General features: G+C 38.3%; 12 protein-coding genes. All 12 read right to left on the bottom strand.

Annotation, left to right across the window (positions count from 1 at the left end):
* Window positions 1-94: 94 nt before the first annotated feature.
* Entirely contained in the window at window positions 95-730 is a 636-nt protein-coding gene (locus AB3G73_RS01765; RefSeq protein WP_004312035.1) for a SagB/ThcOx family dehydrogenase, read from the bottom strand.
* 94 nt (window positions 731-824) lie between these two features.
* The gene (locus tag AB3G73_RS01760; protein WP_004297333.1) at window positions 825-1385 is read right to left on the bottom strand and encodes an NADH peroxidase; all 561 of its coding nucleotides are present in this window, start codon (window positions 1383-1385) and stop codon (window positions 825-827) included.
* 22 nt (window positions 1386-1407) lie between these two features.
* Window positions 1408-1836: a Fur family transcriptional regulator gene (locus tag AB3G73_RS01755; protein WP_148366155.1), complete on the bottom strand. Its 429-nt coding sequence runs from the start codon at window positions 1834-1836 to the stop codon at window positions 1408-1410.
* A gap of 201 nt (window positions 1837-2037) precedes the next feature.
* Complete coding sequence (locus tag AB3G73_RS01750; RefSeq protein ID WP_320974266.1) at window positions 2038-2532, bottom strand: lipocalin family protein; 495 nt, start codon at window positions 2530-2532, stop codon at window positions 2038-2040.
* Window positions 2533-2563: 31 nt separating this feature from the next.
* A complete protein-coding gene (locus AB3G73_RS01745; protein ID WP_320974267.1) occupies window positions 2564-3370 on the bottom strand; it encodes a DUF1573 domain-containing protein in 807 nt (268 codons plus the stop codon).
* Between the two features lie 16 nt (window positions 3371-3386).
* Window positions 3387-5477 (bottom strand): S8 family serine peptidase, encoded by a 2091-nt coding sequence (locus AB3G73_RS01740; protein WP_367742115.1) that lies wholly within the window; start codon window positions 5475-5477, stop codon window positions 3387-3389.
* A gap of 2 nt (window positions 5478-5479) precedes the next feature.
* The gene (locus tag AB3G73_RS01735; protein WP_320974269.1) at window positions 5480-7249 is read right to left on the bottom strand and encodes a hypothetical protein; all 1770 of its coding nucleotides are present in this window, start codon (window positions 7247-7249) and stop codon (window positions 5480-5482) included.
* A 31-nt stretch (window positions 7250-7280) separates the two neighbouring features.
* A complete protein-coding gene (locus tag AB3G73_RS01730; RefSeq protein ID WP_367742109.1) occupies window positions 7281-9983 on the bottom strand; it encodes a DUF4458 domain-containing protein in 2703 nt (900 codons plus the stop codon).
* Window positions 9984-10012: 29 nt separating this feature from the next.
* The gene (locus AB3G73_RS01725) at window positions 10013-11548 is read right to left on the bottom strand and encodes a DUF5003 domain-containing protein (RefSeq protein ID WP_367742107.1); all 1536 of its coding nucleotides are present in this window, start codon (window positions 11546-11548) and stop codon (window positions 10013-10015) included.
* A gap of 30 nt (window positions 11549-11578) precedes the next feature.
* Complete coding sequence (locus AB3G73_RS01720) at window positions 11579-12466, bottom strand: DUF4984 domain-containing protein (RefSeq protein WP_367742103.1); 888 nt, start codon at window positions 12464-12466, stop codon at window positions 11579-11581.
* A gap of 23 nt (window positions 12467-12489) precedes the next feature.
* A complete protein-coding gene (locus AB3G73_RS01715) occupies window positions 12490-14010 on the bottom strand; it encodes a RagB/SusD family nutrient uptake outer membrane protein (protein WP_367742101.1) in 1521 nt (506 codons plus the stop codon).
* Between the two features lie 12 nt (window positions 14011-14022).
* A complete protein-coding gene (locus tag AB3G73_RS01710; protein WP_367742098.1) occupies window positions 14023-16956 on the bottom strand; it encodes a SusC/RagA family TonB-linked outer membrane protein in 2934 nt (977 codons plus the stop codon).
* Window positions 16957-17015 lie beyond the last annotated feature (59 nt).

Here is a 17015-nt window from a genome sequence, read left to right as displayed (position 1 = left end):
GACGCTATCCGGTCGGGATAGTAACGCTATACTAGGAAAAGAGTGACGGTATCCTTGCGGGATACCGTCACTCTTTTGTATATCTTGCCAATCCTTATTTGAAGTATCCCACAGGATGATTCATCATTGGCATTTGGCTATCTTTCAATTTCAAAACTTTCTTCAATTGTTCATTGTCCATCGAGGCGCGTGGCACTGTTGCTATGTTAGCAGCGGAACAGAATATTGAAATATTTTGAGAAACGATGCCGGAATCCATAGCGCCCATCAACTGGCTGCGTGCACTCTTCGCATCTCCAAATCTGGAAAGATCACTGATTAACACCAAAGACACCGGAGCTGTTTTCACAAATGCCTGTCCACCGGCTACTGCTCCACGATGATCTCCTTCAGCAACCAGAGTCAACTGGTGATTTTTAGCATCATACAGATAACTTCCTTCAGGTAATACTACATATACATCCACATCCTGCTTATTCAACGCTGACGGAGCTGTTCTCATTCCAGATTCCTTACGGTTTATCCCATTAGCAGCCCATAACAAATCAGACAGATCCGACAAACTCAATGATTTAGAAGCATACTCGCGAGTTGAATGTCGTTCAGACAATGCCTTCATCACCGCACCGGTACGGTTTAAATTAGGCTTCGGCAATTTAATCACTTTATCAGCAGCAAAAGCAGCAGCCGAAAGCATTAAACAAACTAACAATAGTTGTACTTTTCTCATAACTGTGGTATTTAAAAATTGATAGACAAATATAAATAAAAAAGGTCTGTATTCGTTGCAGAATACAGACCTTTTAAGAGTTTATTAGGCTTAATTATTTCTTATCACCGAAATAACGGTTGTACAATCCTTCAAAACCTTTACCGTGACGAGCTTCGTCTTTGCACATTTCATGTACAGTGTCATGGATAGCATCCAGATTCAGAGCTTTAGCACGAGTTGCGATACGTTTTTTATCTTCGCATGCACCTTGTTCAGCATCTTTGCGTTTCTGCAGGTTTGTTTTAGTATCCCACACGCAGTCGCCCAACAATTCTGCAAACTTAGCAGCATGTTCAGCTTCTTCCCAAGCGTAACGTTTGAAAGCTTCAGCTACTTCAGGATAACCTTCACGGTCTGCCTGACGGCTCATAGCCAAATACATACCAACTTCAGTACATTCTCCCATGAAGTGATTGTTCAAGTCCTTAATCATTTCTTCGTCACAACCTTTTGCCACACCAATAACGTGTTCGTCAGCAAAAGACAATGCGCCACCTTCTACCTCAACCACTTCTACGAATTTGCTGGCAGGAGCTTTACACAAAGGACATTTTTCAGGAGCTGCGTCACCTTCATGAACGTAACCGCATACAGTACATCTAAATTTTTTCATTTTCTTCTCAATTTTAAATTAATTAGTCAATACGTGTTTCTTTATCTTTACTTAAGCAATTCTTGCAAATACCTTTATAATAATAATGAACTTCTGATACCTGATGACCATCCATGTCTACATTCTCCACTTGTTTTATGGCTTCCGGGCATTTCAAATCATAAATGTGTCCACAACGCCTGCACAAAAAATGAGAGTGTACGGAAGTGTCAGCATCAAAGTTTGTATTCTTCTCATCAATCGTAAGCATCAAGGCCGCTCCTTGTTCAGAAAACAATTTCAGAGTATTGTAAACCGTAGTTTTTGAAAGTGTCGGCATCGAAGGAGATAGTGCAGTATATATATCATCAGCTGATGGATGAATCGGATTATCCATCAGATATTCCATGATAGCGATACGCTGCATGGAAGGCTTGATATTATGCTCTAATAATCGTTCGTATGGTTTCATTATATCTTCCTTCTTTTCAAAATTGTATTCATTACAAGTATAAATTTAATGCAAAGATAAATACTTCTTTAGAATAAACAAATAATTTATGAAAAAAATTATCTAAATAAATCATCATAGCTACAAAAGCAGATATAAAAAAATCCGGATGATAAACTGAATGTAGTTTATCATCCGGATTTCTATAATACAATTCAATGATCAGTGAGATACAGCCCGAGTTCCAACTACAATATCAGCCGGCACTTCACCACAACGAGTGTAAACACGCACTTCTTCAGCATCATCTTCAGCAGTCCAAATCATTGATTTATCATCCAAGCCGGTAATAACATATATATGTTCCCATCCATCATTTGTGCTCAAGGTATAATCGTATGTTCCACTGATAATATCTTTTGAATCATCATTAATACCTAAATTGAAAGCACCACTAACACGTTCTGACACGGCACTGTTTAAATTAGTATACATCATGAATGCACGTTTTCCATCTTCAGCTTTACGATTAAACGTAATATAAGAATAACGCGGCTCATCTATTTTCTCACCGTTCCATTCGGTAAGACGCCATGTTCCTGCTATATTGGCATAATTCACTTCCATTGATTCCGGAGCTACTTCATCGTCATCCCCACAAGAGGATATGCAAAATAGAAGTGTAAAAAGCGCTATCATTCTGAAAAGAGTTTTCATATTCTTCTTTTTTATTAGTTCATTATATTATTCATTTCTGTAAGGAAACTTTCACACGAATAGTACGTTCCGAAGGTTTTGAATCAATTCCCTCTATAACAACAGGAAACGTAAAATCATCTTTCACAACAGAAGGCAATAATCTACCATCTATTGTTATGACAATATCTGCCTCTTTACCCGGTTCAACAATTTCCGGTTCGGTACGAAACTTTGCGTACCGAGGAATTATCAGTGCTGAAAGGCGTAAAGAAGTCCGACTACTATTAACACAAACCAAACGTTCAACGCGAGTTGCGCTACGTGGCAGTCCATGGAATAGAATAGTCGTTTGCCTTAATCTCAATACATTTCCCATTGAATAGGGATAGTTCCTCCACTCATTAGAAGTAGGAGTTACTTCCCCGGACAATGTGATTTTTTCAGTAGGATATTTCTCTGAAAGATTGGTATAAATAAATGCTTTTTTATTCAGCTTCCCGACCTGTTCGAACGGATTAAAGGTCAATTCTATTATCCCTTTTTCTCCTGGTTTCACAGGATTTCGAGTAAATGAAGCCGTTGTACATCCACATGAAGTGGAAACTCTTGTTAATATAATCGTTTCTTTACTTGCATTGCAGAAATAAAAACGAGAAGTAACAGGCTTATCATCTTCTGACAAACGTCCAATATTAATTGTTGCTGCGTCAAAACATAAAGCTCTTTCCCCTTCCAATAAGGACGGGTTCATTATCGAATCTACTTCTGCTCGGGAGGCTAACCTCCCCTGTGCCATTGCTGACACAGAGGTTGCTAGTAGCATCAAGCTATATATCCACATTACTACTTTCATCATATCCACTTACTAATTTCTACATCCAACTACTATTTTTACGTACCGTGATATAGAATTCCTTCGTTTTTCCTCCTCCTGTTACAGTTGCTTTCGTCGAACCAGCTTTTAAGCCTGTTATAACAAAAGTTTTACCATCCGTAGTTTCCATAGTTGCCACTGTTTTATCAGCTACGTCACCAGTAAATGAAAGCCTCTCTCCATTTTCAAAGAAACGGGTATAATTTACTGTAGCAGTACCGTTTACCAACACGAAAGTATTAGGAACTTTCGTGTTCATATCCACTCCGGCACCGCCGGCAATAGCATTCAATAACTCGGCAGCACTAATTAATCCGGAACCCATTTTACCAACATATGCGCTCCGTTCCATCTGCATCTGCGACATAGAACCAGCAGCAGAGTAGTTCATCCAGAATGTTTTTGTTTCTCCTATAAAATAGTCCTCTATTTTTGCACTGACAGATTTATACACCAAGTCACGGAAATCTTCTGCACGGAAATGACGATGTTGTTGAGCTGCATATGAAAGTCCCAATGCAATAACACCTGAAACATGAGGACAAGCCATAGAGGTACCTTCCATATATCCGTATCCTTCTTTTTCTCCATCCGATTCATGTTTATCTCGGTCAACAGCCAATGGAGGTAAAGTCGAATATATCTTACCCAAATCACTTCTGTGATATTCACTATCTCCACCGGGAGCTGAAATATCAATGGCATCTCCGTAGTTTGTATATGCAGAAGGAGTACCATCAGCAGCGACGGCAGCTACAGAAACATAATCAGAATAAGCCCCTGGATATCCCGGCATTGCAGCGTACTCATTACCACCGGCAAAAACAGCAATACCACCATCAATGACTCCATTGGGAGAACCTGCATTGTGAATAAAATAATCTAACGCCTCTTTTTCAAGCGGACAAGTAGTTAACCATTGTTTATCATCAGTATATCCGGGAGAATAATTCAACGGATTGGCTAATCCTGAATTATATCCCCAACTACACTGCAACACTACTGCACCATTATCAGCAGCATATTTTATGGCTTTCGCTTCCTGATACAAAGTAGAGCCTGCATCTCCGGCAAACACTTGGCATGACATGATTTTCACTCCGCTATTAGGAGTCCCGTCACCGCCTGCGATACCACAAACACCGATACCGTTATTATTCACTGCAGCAATTGTTCCAGCTACATGCGTTCCGTGTCCGGTATCATTTACATCATCATAGGAAATAAATCCCATATCGTTCACAAAGTTATAGCCATATTTATCGCCATTATAACCATTATTATCGGCATCGGTCCGCGCACCAAATGTTTCCTCCGGATTTTCCCACATATTCGCCTGCAAGTCAGCATGATCCCACATTACACCTTCATCCAGTACAGCAACGATAATTGAAGGATCGCCAGTACATTTTTGCCATGCTTCTTTACAACCGACATCTACTCCCGGTACAGCTTGAGCTACAAGATCACCATTATCAGCCTTCACTCCGTCGAGAATCGTTCCATCATTGATATACCCCCATTGTAAATCCCAATAAGGATCAGTAAAATCTTCATCCGAAGCAACAGCACGTGTCTTTGCTCTCTTTCCAAGCGCATCAGCAGTCAGATATGTTGGTTTATCCGCTGGATCATAAGCTCTTTTGATACAATGGCTATATTCTATTTTAGCCACTTCATTCAACTTTGACAGGCTCTGAGCAACTTTCTCTATATCAACAGCCTTGTCAAAATGAATCACATACCAAAGATGCAATCCGGATTCACGGGTAAGCTCCTCTTTCCGGTTATCCACCGGAAAGATTCTTTCAAATTTATAAGTACCAATATTATCAAGTACATCATCTATCGAGGAAATACCAGAACGAGTTGCCACGCCGCCCATAGCCCGCGTAGCAAGTTGATCGAGCGTAGTAGTTACTTCCTGTTTAAATTTCACCATAATCTCACCTACATTGGCACCATCAGGAGAGTTAATAACCGGAGCTTCCGGTCCTTCAGGTATAACATCTCCTACAAGACCATTGTCCGTACACGCACCAAATGTTACTGCAAATGCAGTCATTAAAATTAAATATATCTTCTTCATACTTATTCTACTTTTTCAGGTCTACGCATAGGATACCACTGATAATATTTCTCCAAATTTGCAGGAATAGCATCCGAATCAAATCCGACAACCTTTCCCGTCTTATCTATTCTTCCATCTTCTTGAATATAAATGAAAGTAAAAGGATCCCATTTTGAATAATAAGGATGGTTGGTAATCCAATCAGGCACAGTTCCACTCAAGAAGTTCAGGTTAATTGCAAATACTTTAGTATGAGGTAATACTCTTGGAGTCTTTGCCAAAATCCCGTTCTCTCCTGTTACATCCTCAAAGCCTTTATCTCCTCCCCATGCTACTTTCAACGTATCGCCCAAGGCGGATTCTCTAACATCGTTCAAAGTATAGCAAGGAACATCTTTCATATCAGGTAATTGTCCATAAATCAAGTTACCAGTCAGACTGAGTCTCTCCAAATTATTCCATTTTAATAATTTCTTAAATGCAGCCGTATTTTTATCATAACTGCTATTCAGATTAATCACTAATCCTAAATGCTCCCTTGTATCTGTCTGCAAATTAGTAACAGCAGAATAACGTTGCATATTCGTAAAGCCCAAAGATTTTAACTTAGGGAAGTTTTCAGGACTCAACACCTCCGGTATTTCCTCAAAATTATTACTGCCCAAATCTAACGTCTCCAACGATTTTAGATTTTTAAATTCATCCGGCAATTTAGATATACCGTAAGCTGCTACCGTCAAATTCTTCAAGTACTCCAGATTACATACTGAAGAACCTAGTTCCAAATCATATAATAACATGGTGTTCTCATTACCATAGAAAGTCAATGACTCTACATAAGTCAATTTGGCGACTTCTGACGGAAGACTTTCTTTAGTTGCCAACATTCGGAATTCTGCAGAACGTACACGACCAAGTAATTCAGGTTTTGCCTTCACTTCAGGATCTTTCTTTTCCCATAATTTGATACCAGTCCAATAGTCCAGTTTTTCACTTGTATCCCAAGATGTCATACTGCGTACCTTTTCACGAATTATAATCAATGCTATTGAATCTCCCTCGCGAGTATCTTTAATTTCAGGAGCAGCTTCCTGTTTAACCAATAATTCTGCAGTCTGTGTTTGCTCCTTATCTTCCTCATTCAGCGGTAAGAATTTAACTTTCATATTTCGCTTTTGGGGATCCGTGTTCATGTTCCAAGTAAAACGAACCTTAGTAGTACGGGGACGAGCACCGGCAGTCAAATTTTGTTCATAGATATCATTCTGAATCCACGTCTTAGCAGCAGCATTCAATGCAAATGTATTTCCTTCTTCAGCTTCTTCTTCATACTGAATCCTGAAGGGAACATTTGCTGTTACAGATAGATAAAAAACGCGTTTGTCCAATGCCTCCATATTCGGAATTTCGACTTCCTCTTTACTAATGCCAATCATTTTTCCGTAACCAGTCTGGTGTACCTCTAATTTCTGAGCAGCAGCACCTTCCGGCATAAATGTAATTGCAGCATGTCGCACTTTGTTACTTAGTGTTGTATCTACCACAATTGTACATTCAGCAGAACCGATCCCATTTGCCGGCATAACTTGTACCCAAGGTTGATCCACCTTAGCGATCCATTTTGTCCCTGCAGCGACATTTACTTTTTCAGTTCCTCCTTCAGCACCCAAAGTTATTTCTTCGGTGTCAATTGATAAACCAGAAACAGCATTATCGTCAGAGTCATCGCAAGCAGCGAATATGCACATACCGGCAACAATGCTGAAAGCTATCTTTAATAACGATTTCATATTCAAATTTCTTTTTATTATCATAAACTTATCATTCTAAATCCAAAGCATCACAGCCACGAATAGCCTGTGTACGATCATAAATCAATAATAAATAACCGGACTTGATATAATTACAAGCAGCTGATACATCAATCATTAGGTTCGGATTATCTTTGATTTCAACTATTCTAAACCCTGTCAGACTTTCTTCTACCTTTCGGAAATCGTTACCACCTAAATACACTGCTAGCAAACTCGGACATTGAGATATACCTGTCGGCCAGACAGAGACAGTACGGTTACCCTGCTCGTCACGTTGATTCCTAAATGCGTATACATTCAAGTGATCTACATTTAACGGACCTGTGGCGACTTTTTCAAAACTATTATTACTTAAATCAATACCATAAAGGTAAGGTACTTTTGTCGCATCAAAATCATCCGGTAACTTTTTCAATTTATTATAGCTTAAATCCAAACTCTGCAAATAATTAGTATACTTTCCATCTAAAGCCCCCTTGGGGAAGTCTGTAATACCATTACCAGCTAAGGCTAATGTGGATATCTGAGAATTTGTTTTGAACAAAATGCCTGGGAAAGTCTTTAACTTATTATAAGCTAATGACAAAGTCGATGCATTAATTCCCTTAAAGGCGTCATCTCCAGTCCCATTTTCCCCTGCAAATCCTGTAATTTCATTGTACGAGAAATCTACTGAAGACATGACATACACTGATTTAGCATTGAAAATATTAGGAAACGTCGTTATCTTATTATGAGCAAATGAGAAAGATTCAACATCCTCATATCCACAAAAATCATTCGGTACCTCCGTTATCTGATTATAGTCCATAGTCAACTGCACCAGATTCACATCCTTACCCAACGGATATACTTTGGTGATTTTGTTGTTATTGCAATCCAATTTCCCAAGTTTCTTCAGGTTTTTAAATTCCACCGGAATTTCTGTCAAATTGTTATTACCCAGATAAAGCATCTGAATGGTCTTAGATGCCGGACTCTTTTCATCAGCTAATTTTTTCAATCCCCCCAACAATACAGCTGACTCGAGTTGAGGATTATTAGCCAAATTCAACAACTCTAAATTTGGTAGATTACAAATTTCTGTCGGAAACTGTTTCATTGAAGGACAGTTATAAATTTCGACATCCGTCAAAGATTCAAGTTTAGACAAGTCAGTGCCTTCCTCAAACCCTTCAAATTTACCATTGGCAATAAAGAATTGACGTAAATTAGTTAATTTACTAATTGATGCTGATATTTTGCAAATACCATTCGTTAATCTTCCAGGAGAAACATCTTTCAGAGAAATTCCAGAACGAGTTTGAATCTGACTGCCAGATGACTGAACCGGATATCTCAGATTGGGTTTCTGCTCTGTATTGACTTTATCTATAACCTGTAATAAAGGTTCCGAGAAGCCCATTTTCTTCCAATCTCTTTTCAAGTCCTTTCTCAAGAATGTTTCATAATAATCAGCACGAACAGCCTTTTTCTCTTCGACACTCATATAAGCCTTCAGATTTTTTTCCAAATATCCACCAACTTGATCCGAATGTGTACCAAATGTCAGAACCTGTAATTTTTCCAAATCACCGATTGCATCAGGAACATCTCCTTTAGGCCCGAATGAACCTAAATTCAGGGATACAACGCGACCTTCCGTATCTAATTCCACACCCGGTTGATCACCCCATAGATCCATATCCTTATCAAAATTCCAGTTACATCCAACAGTATGCGAAATACCGATATAGCTCCAGTGTTCTCCATCTAAAGCATCCCAGATAGCTTTTAAAGCTTTATAATCTTTCAACTTTGGTGAGTTAGTTCGCATATAAACAGGAACCTCAACCTCTGTTGTTTCATTATCCTTCACTACAAACTGGTTTTCCTTGATATTACCCACATTTACTTCAATAGACTTTTTATTTCTATCCAGTAAAGTATACTTTGAAATTTTATATGTTCCGGCCTTCAAATAAAGCAGAGAATCACTAACTGAAACAGAATAAATATATGTTTTTTTCTCACCATCTGCTGTAGTAATCTCTTTTCCTTTTTCTTGATAAGTAACAGGAATCTCTTTTAAAGGAGGTATTATTTTACCCGTCAAATACAGATCTTTTACCTCTATTGTCACATATTTGACATTTTCCAATAAATAAGCAGCATCACCAGCAGCACGGGTCGTAGTGGTAATATCCTTCACTAAAGTAAATTTTACACTACCACGTTCTACTACATTCACAGTGATATCTCGTAAAGACAAGCCACCCTCAACTACCCGAATAACTGTTTCTTTTTCCGGTTCGCCAGAAATAACAGGTACTAATTCTTGTCCTTCTATTTTATAAAGATAGAATCCTACAACTGTATATTCTCCTGCCAACATTTGCATCTTCTCACTACGCATACCAAATTCTGCGTCTTGATCATTAATGGCATCCAAACCTACAGTTTGCGAAATTTCTGTTCCATCTTCATTGTTTATAAGAACAATTTTCATTTTTTGCGCCTCACGCAAATATTCCAATTCATTGGTTCCGGCACGAGTCTTTCCTGACTCTCCGTTTCCGTACGATGCGCTCTTATATAGTCTGAATTGAGCGTAACCGTAGCCAGATTGCAGTTCATCGTCATCATCAGAACATCCGGTTACAGATATTCCCATGGCCATAAGCAGGCATGAAATGAAAAGCATCTTTGTGAATAATACTGTATATTTCATAAGTTGAAAATATTTTTATTTCTTAAAGTTCAACCAAAACGGGAGATAATCAATACACTAACTATATTCCCATTAGTTCCATCCATAATAGTAACAACCATCTCACCTGCTGTATTTTCACCAATTCCATAAATAGAAACCGCAGCAGAATCAACCCAAGTACCTGTGACCTCAACGCCATCCCATTTAGTCTCAACTCCATTCAGCATTGTATTGGCTTCGAGAGACCATCCTGTGAATCCACCAGGAGTAACTATCAGATTATATGACCGATTATTCTCCAGATCTAACATATATACTGAAGCAGTACCATATTTCTCTATTAATTGTTCTTCTGTCAATTCACCTCCTGTATCGGCATACGAAAACACCTCTAATTGTTCTCCTGTTCCATCAACAGATACACTCAAACCACCTTCAACTTTTTGTCCTTCCTGAGTCAACCTCATTACTATATAATCATCATAATCTGATCTCATCATATAAGGCTTATCTGTACCCTCCTCAAGATAAAAAACATTATCATCAAAGGCATCTTTAATCATATCATACTTAAGAACAGGAAAAGCCATTAGGTAACCAGATCTCTCCTTTCCTACATTCTCATCCACATGAAGTTGGATATTACCTTTTTTATCATCTTCCACATTGAACCAAGTTGTACCACCATACTCTGTTTGTACGCGCGTACATCCCCATTCAGGATCATCCTCAACGAAAACAATCACATATTTATCATTTTTCGCAACAATACTAATATTCAATGGCATGGGTTCCAAATTTCCTCCCCCACTTACGCCAGAGTTAGAATAAAATTGTCCATCAACAGTGAAAGACCAATTCCATTTATTATCATCTGTTGAAAATTCTATTTTATCTTCAGGTATCCCTTCATACTTCACCGGAACGGTAGCCACCTTGTCACCAGCCTCATTCACAAAAGTAAGAAAACCTTCATTAGCATTCTTAGTATATTCAGTCTGTATATTTACATAAAGTTTATTAGTGCTTTGTTCACCAGCTTCGCCGGAAGTTATATCAGCATCAATCCAATCGGGCCACTCTGCTAATTGCCAGTCAAAATTAGCACGTACATAAAAAGAAGAAGATTTATAAGCAATAGTTGCCGGATTATCTTCCGTATAAGGATTATCATTTTCATCTAATAAAGAAACTTCATATCCGGTAGATGGGCGAGTAATCTCATAAACAACCTTTTTATCAGCGCCCATCCACAAAGAGATTTCCGCTTTATAAGATTTATTCAAAGCAGTAGCATCATCTCCTATACTAACTGCCACTGTCTGCTCACCAGTCTCACCGGAACAAGAATTCATCAGTTCACCACCAACAACGAACTTACACCAAAGAGCAGACGAACTCAGTTTCCAATTCATATTTGCATTGAAGGTAAGCTCTACTGTTTCCCCAACCGCACATGATATTTTCTGCACTTTTGGGAATATCGGATCACCTTGCTTCTTGTCATCGTCATCCGAACATGCCACAAAGACAAGACAAAATGCCAATACTACAAATCTCAAAAAATATATTTTATCTTTCATATAATCAATATTTTAAATTCTCAAAAGAGATCAGTTCTGACCTGCTTGCAAACGCTCTGCTTCTTCGTCACTAATCCACTCAAGAATATTAATATAGGTACCAACCGTATCTACATCCTTCACATAGACAGTGATATACTGCAAAACAAAAGTCTGACAGACATTATAATAGGAAGTATAAATTGTAGGTTGTTTTACCATTAATTTCCCATTTCCGTAAATAGTGCCAAAAACTTCGGAAGTACTGCCCAATATCTGATCTTCCATTTCTACAAAAGGTTCCATAGGATCAGACGGATCAAACTTTAATTTTAAATCATACCCCTTATAGAAGAAGTCATGCATGATAATCGTATTTTCCTCTTCCTTATCAATTTCAGTCTGTATCAGACGGAAGTCGATATTATTCATATAATTCTGATAGAAAGATGAAGACACCTTACACCACCCTGTAAAAACATTCAGATCAAACGGACAAGATTTCATCATTTCCACACGCGTCTTTGTTCCATATATATCCCAACGTGTTTCATCATTAGAAACAAGACGTAACGTAATCGAAAGTGAATCTGTTTTTCCGATATTCTCATAAATACCTCGAATTTTCAAATCAGCAGCACGTTCACCTGCTTTGATGGTCACTGTATTTGATTCAATGACATAATGCTTCTTTTCAATCGCATTACTTGCTTTTTCGTCCACTTCCACTGCAAATGTACGATCATAATCACAAGCCACGGTAGATGCCACAGGTACAGTAAAATAGTCTTGGCTATTCTGTACCGGGAAAAGAGACATCGTATCGGCGAACATTACATAGTCGGGACCATTATACGTAGTTTTAGCCATATCACCACAACCGGACAAACCGACTGTGAGTGCTATCACTACACCCATTCCTATAAATAATCGTTTCATTATCGTATTTTTTTCTTTATACATCATTTATTACTATCATTTGGTTTGATATCAGCTCCCGGAGCTTCCAATTCATGCTGTGGAATAGGCCACACAAAATATGGATCATCTTTATCAACTTTCAATTTATTCCCCGGAGATACAGTCAGATTCTGTTCCTTACGCTCAAATCCTTCATGCCAACGTTTTAAATCATTAAGCCGAAAACCTTCCATGTAGAGTTCTTTCACACGTTCCTCGCTAATTGTTTTCAACCAATTATCTTTAGTGATATTTGTAGCACCACCATAAGATGAATAACGAGCTGTACGCAAAGTTGAAATATCTTTTCCGGCTTTTCCATAATAAGCTGCTCCCATCTGGCAGTAAGCTTCGGCCCGAATTAAGTATTGCTCAGCCAAACGGAAAGGTTTAGGCATAGTAACAAACAAAATTTGTTTTGCTATAAAATCCATGTTTCCTGCATATTTGATCAAAAGAGGGCAAGTTAGACCATGACTATAGCCGGTTGTAGCATTAGCAAAATAGGCATTATAACGCAAATCTGTTGTAGCATAAGAATCAAGTACCCATTGAGCAGGTACATAATCAGGTTTATAGGATGTATAATCATAATTTAGAAATACACTTCCTAGTGCTCCACCATAAGAAGTTACCTCAAACTTTACTTTCCATATAATTTCCGTAGCATCATCATACTGCCACATATACTGAAAATCATTATAGGTATTTGAGTAATTCTTCTTCGTTGCATCTGCCAGAATGTATTTTTTACTATCTATCACTTTACCAGCATACTCAACTGCCTTATCCCACTTCCGCATATACAAGTATAAACGAGCATAAAGAGAATTAACTGTACCAATGTTAAAATAGCCTGTATTGTAAAGTGTAGTATTATCATCATCATCTAATGCCAAATATTCAGCAGCCTTTTCCAAATCATCCAATACAAACTGATATGATTCCTTCAGAGATGCACGTTTCAATGGTTGAGAATTAACATAGCTGGACTTCAAAACTACCCCCAATTCATTAGCAGCCTGTTCATCACTCTCGTATGCTTTACAAAAACACTTTAGTAACTCGGAATAGGCTAAAGCACGAGCAAAATAAACTTCTCCTTTGTAGTTATCTAATTTATCCAATTTGGCATCATCAGTAGTATTCGCCTCTACTTGATCAACGTTATCAAGTATGAAATTACAACGACCAATAATGGTATACAAAGCGCCATAAATGTCTTTTATTTCCGGGTTTGTCGCCAATATCTCATTACGCCATATATTGCCATATACATTTGTATATCCCTGAACGGCATATACCAGATCCGTCTGAATATCCGGAAGCAAAGTTAAATACCCACTGTAAAGAGCAGTTGCTTTAAATCCGGCATAAATACCAATTATAGCTTGGTCCACATCCTCTACCGTTTTAATGGCATCCCCTTGCGGAATAGCATCTTCCGGATACTTATCAAGGCAAGCCGTTGATGAAAATATTATGGCAGCCAAGGTTATGTATAATTTTATTCTTCTTATCATCGTTATATCTTTTTAAAATGACAACTCTAATCCAAATGAGAACTGACGCGACATTGGGTATTGAGCCTTATAGATATTTGAACTAGATTCGGGATCCATTCCCGTAAACTTAGTAAATGTTAATAAGTTTTGACCTTGAACATAAACGCGGGCAGTATTCAGAAAATTTGTTTTACGCATCCATTTTTGTGAGAAAGCATAGCTTATCATCACATTCTTTAAACGCAGAAAAGACGCATCTTCAAGAAAACGTGAATCCATCTGTGGGGATACACCATGACGTGGAATATCCGTCAAATCTCCCGGCTTCTTCCAACGATCATAAAGTAAACGGTTTGACTGATTATAACCATTAAAAAGTCCATTTCCTTCTTCGAAATAACGGTCATTATTAACCATCCAACGATCGGCAACCCAGCTAAACTGCGCATTCAATGAAAGCCCTCTCCATGAAAGGGTCGTACCAAATCCACCTTGCCACGGAGCAAAGTAGGTTTTACCCATCATCACTTTATCATTTTCATTATATTCCGTAGTAATCTCTCCATCCTTAGTATACCACAATGCATCACCATTAGCAGGATTTACTCCGGCATAACGATTTAAATAGAATTCTCCTACAGGATGCCCGACTACCATTTTGCGTGCAGTAGTGCCATCTTCATATTCAGTTACCCCATTATAAAGTTCTGTTATCTTATTCTTATTATAAGAAACATTAGCACTGATATTCCAAATAAAATCTTTAATCTGGAGTACATCTGCATTTACAGCCAATTCGACACCACGATTCATCATCGCGCCGACATTATCCCAACGATAACCAAAACCTGTATCTGAATAAGAACACGGCACACTCATCAACATATCAGTTGTCTTCTTATTATAGAATTCAAGATCTACATTAAAACGATTAATGAAGCCTAAGTGCAAACCGACATTTGTTGTCCATAACTTCTCCCAACCTAATTTCTCATTACCAATTTGAGCAGGAGCAATACCTGCATCTCCTCCATAATTCAATCCACCGGATACGAGAGCCAAATGCTCGTAATCGCTGATAGATGAGTTACCGGAAGTACCTGTACTCAATGTAATCTGCGCATTTGTCAGCCATGAATATTTCTCCATAAACTTCTCTTTACGCAGATTCCACATTAAACCTACTGACCAAAAAGTTCCCCAGCGCTCATTACTACCAAAACGGGAAGAACCATCTGCACGAACTGAAAAGTCTGCATAATAACGATCATCATAATTATATTCACCACGAGCGAAAAAAGATAAATATGAGTAAGCGGTACTAGTATCACTCCAAGAAGAAGAGGTGGTTCCGGAACTGATATTTGTTAAGAAATCATTTGTCTGTCCTCGTGAGGTCACATGAAAAGCCTCATAACGATAATCTACTCCTTCTTGACCAAGCATGAAATTAAACGAATGTAAGTCTTTCAACATAAAACGATAATTTGCCGTATTCGTAATCATGAGATTCAGCATATCCGTTGAAGTTCGTCTTGCCGCACCATAATTATTATTAGGTTTATAGCTGGGAAAAGATTGAAGAAAGGAAGTAGAATGTGAATAATCAGCACCTAATTGCGAGCGCACTGTCAATCCCTCTATCGGATTAATTTCCGCATAAAAAGTTGATATTGCTTTATATTTCTTATTGCCTAATGGATTGTTTACCATCCAAGCCAGAGGATTCTCGCCTGTACCTGCCCAACTGCCATCGTCTTGCAAAGCCAGACTTCCATTTTCCTTATAAGGATCCCAGTATGGCATCATAAAATGTGCCGCAGAAATAGGAGCCCACAATGCATATTCACCGTCATCACTCTGTTCTACTTCTTCATAAGCCAACATAGAGTTCGTTCCTATTTTCAACCATTCATTTGCTTTCGCTTCGACATTGGCACGGAAATTAAAACGCTCAAAAGTAGAGCCGACCGCAACACCATCCTGGTTGTAATATCCACCGGAAACAAAATAATTTATTTTTTCAGTAGCCCCGCTTACTGATAACTCATAATTTTGCAAAGGTGCGCTACTATTATAAACTTTATCAAGCCAGTTAATATCTATCTGACCCAACTTATCATAATTTTTGCCCGCATCCAGTCCTAGTTCTTTTTCATATTGGATTCGCTCGGAAGTATTCATCAGATTCCAATCCTCATTAGCCAGCTGTGAAAAACCAAGTTGTGTGCGGAAGGTGATTTTAGCAGCTTCTGACATACGTCCACGCTTTGTAGTTATTACAACCACGCCATTAGCCGCACGAGCACCATAAATAGAAGTAGAAGAGGCATCTTTCAACACAGAGATATTTTCAATATCACTGGGGCTAATTGTATTAAAATCCGCATTTGAGATAGGAACTCCATCTAATATAAATAAAGGTGCAGTACCTGAATTAATAGAGTTAGTACCACGAATCTGAAATGTAGCAGCCTTGCTAGGTTCACCAGAATTAGATAATACCATCAACCCCGGTGTCTGACCTTGAAGAGCCTGATCAAAGCTCGGTGCTGGTACATTTTCCATTTTTTCAGCTTTTACCGTAGAAACAGAACCGGCAATGGTTCCTTTCTTACGTACACCATACGCTACCACTACCACTTCGTCCACCAGCTGCGCACTACTTTCCATCGTCAGATCAATACGGGCAGATGCAGTAACCTGCCTTTCTACCGTTTTCATTCCGATATAAGAAAACTGCAAAGTGGCGGGAGATTTCGTCACTATGATTTTGTAATTACCGTCAATATCGGTAATTACACCATTTAAAGTACCCTTCTCCAAAACAGACACACCAATCATCGGCTGATTATCTTCCGCCGAAATAATATGTCCAGTTACCTGATATCCACCCTGTGCAAAAAGCAATAGGGGGATACTTGTCAGAGCGAAGAGTACAAACAAGAGAATTGATCTTCTCATCTTTGATACTTGAATTAAAAATTAATATAATTGATTTATTTTTATAAAATTTCTATAAT

The organism is Bacteroides sp. L008, assembly GCF_040812255.1.
GTDB lineage: Bacteria > Bacteroidota > Bacteroidia > Bacteroidales > Bacteroidaceae > Bacteroides > Bacteroides vicugnae.
This window is presented reverse-complemented; position numbering and strand designations above follow the sequence as displayed.

Bases quoted from the DNA above. Each gene is read 5' to 3' on its own strand.
- AB3G73_RS01750 (WP_320974266.1), bottom strand. From the start codon at position 2,532: ATGAAAACTCTTTTCAGAATGATAGCGCTTTTTACACTTCTATTTTGC.
- AB3G73_RS01725 (WP_367742107.1), bottom strand. From the start codon at position 11,548: ATGAAAGATAAAATATATTTTTTGAGATTTGTAGTATTGGCATTTTGT.
- AB3G73_RS01720 (WP_367742103.1), bottom strand. From the start codon at position 12,466: ATGAAACGATTATTTATAGGAATGGGTGTAGTGATAGCACTCACAGTC.
- AB3G73_RS01710 (WP_367742098.1), bottom strand. From the start codon at position 16,956: ATGAGAAGATCAATTCTCTTGTTTGTACTCTTCGCTCTGACAAGTATC.
- AB3G73_RS01735 (WP_320974269.1), bottom strand. From the start codon at position 7,249: ATGAAATCGTTATTAAAGATAGCTTTCAGCATTGTTGCCGGTATGTGC.
- AB3G73_RS01715 (WP_367742101.1), bottom strand. From the start codon at position 14,010: ATGATAAGAAGAATAAAATTATACATAACCTTGGCTGCCATAATATTT.
- AB3G73_RS01740 (WP_367742115.1), bottom strand. From the start codon at position 5,477: ATGAAGAAGATATATTTAATTTTAATGACTGCATTTGCAGTAACATTT.
- AB3G73_RS01745 (WP_320974267.1), bottom strand. From the start codon at position 3,370: ATGATGAAAGTAGTAATGTGGATATATAGCTTGATGCTACTAGCAACC.
- AB3G73_RS01760 (WP_004297333.1), bottom strand. From the start codon at position 1,385: ATGAAAAAATTTAGATGTACTGTATGCGGTTACGTTCATGAAGGTGAC.
- AB3G73_RS01765 (WP_004312035.1), bottom strand. From the start codon at position 730: ATGAGAAAAGTACAACTATTGTTAGTTTGTTTAATGCTTTCGGCTGCT.
- AB3G73_RS01730 (WP_367742109.1), bottom strand. From the start codon at position 9,983: ATGAAATATACAGTATTATTCACAAAGATGCTTTTCATTTCATGCCTG.
- AB3G73_RS01755 (WP_148366155.1), bottom strand. From the start codon at position 1,836: ATGAAACCATACGAACGATTATTAGAGCATAATATCAAGCCTTCCATG.